The 1,249-nt window shown below is 68.1% G+C and carries 2 protein-coding genes; both read right to left on the bottom strand.

The features are described 5' to 3' along the window. Positions 1–175 precede the first annotated feature (175 nt). Entirely contained in the window at positions 176–649 is a 474-nt protein-coding gene (gene smpB, locus AC5RUJ_RS16670) for an SsrA-binding protein SmpB (RefSeq protein WP_494000180.1), read from the bottom strand. A gap of 137 nt (positions 650–786) precedes the next feature. Further along, on the bottom strand, positions 787–1,249 hold a 463-nt coding region (locus AC5RUJ_RS16665; protein WP_494156291.1), incomplete at its 5' end, for a M23 family metallopeptidase.

Here is a 1,249-nt window from a genome sequence, read left to right as displayed (position 1 = left end):
GGAAGGCGCTGGCCCGCGGCGGCCTACCCGGGTGGCTGGACTTGGTGCGTCGGTCCCTGACGGCGGGCTGATGCCACATAGGGCTCTCCGGCCAGCGGCATGGCGGGGCGGCAGCGGAAGGAACAGGGGCGGCTCCCGCCCGCGGCATGGCGGGCGGCAGCGGTGAAGCAGCTGCTCAGGCCCCGCGGTTCTTTTCCCGCATGGCGCGCAGGGCCTCGCGGTTGTCCTGCTTCTCGCGCAGCGTCTGGCGCTTGTCGTAGTCCTTTTTGCCGCGGCCCACGCCGATCTCCACCTTGGCCAGGCCGTCGTTGAAGTACAGCTGCAGCGGAACAATCGTGTAGCCCGACTCCCTGGTCTGGCGGGAAATCTTTTCCAGCTCGGCCCGGTGCAGCAAGAGCTTCCGCCGGCGCCGGGCGGCATGGTTGGTCCAGCTGCCGTTGAGGTATTCCGGGATGTAGACGGATTCCAGGTACAGCTCATCGTTGTAGAAGATGGCGAAGCCGTCCACCAGCGAAGCGCGGCCCTCGCGCAGAGACTTCACCTCGGTCCCCATCAAGACCATGCCGGCCTCGTAGGTGTCCATGATGTGGTAGTCGTGCCGGGCCTTTCGATTGGTGGCCACTACCTTTCGGCCACTTTCTCTGGGCACGGGATACTCCTTCGTCGTCGGAACGTTCCATTATAGCGGCGCCACGGCAGGAGCGCCGCCGCGGTGTTACCGCCGGATTAGCCGCAGCGGCGTCACGGCCGGATAAGCCGCAGCGCGCCGGGTGCCGCCGGCGAAACCTAGAGCAGGTTCATCGGATTGACGAAGCTGCCGTTGACGATGGTTTCGAAGTGCAGGTGGCAGCCGGTGGAGTTGCCGGTGCTGCCCACATAGCCGATCAGCTGGCCGCGGCCGACGCTCTGGCCGGCGTACACCACGTAGCGGGTCATGTGGTAGAAGTTGGTGTCCAGCGCGTTGCCGCCGACCACGCCGTGGCTCATCGTCACGCTGTTGCCGCCGCCCCAGACCGTGCTGTCCGCGCGCGCCACGGTGCCCGCCGCCGGCGCGTAGATCGGCGTGCCGCAGGCGGAACCGTAGTCGATCCCGCTGTGCATGTAGCCGCCGGTGCCGTAGAAGTCCATGGTGCCCGCCGGAGTGGGCCGCCAGCCGTAGCCGGACGTGATGGGCCCGTTCACCGGGTTGATCAAGCCAAAGGACGACGGCGCCTGGCTGGCCGGCGGGGGCGGCGGCACCCTCGGGACC

It is taken from the genome of Arthrobacter sp. Y3223164 (assembly GCF_059091005.1).
This window is presented reverse-complemented; position numbering and strand designations above follow the sequence as displayed.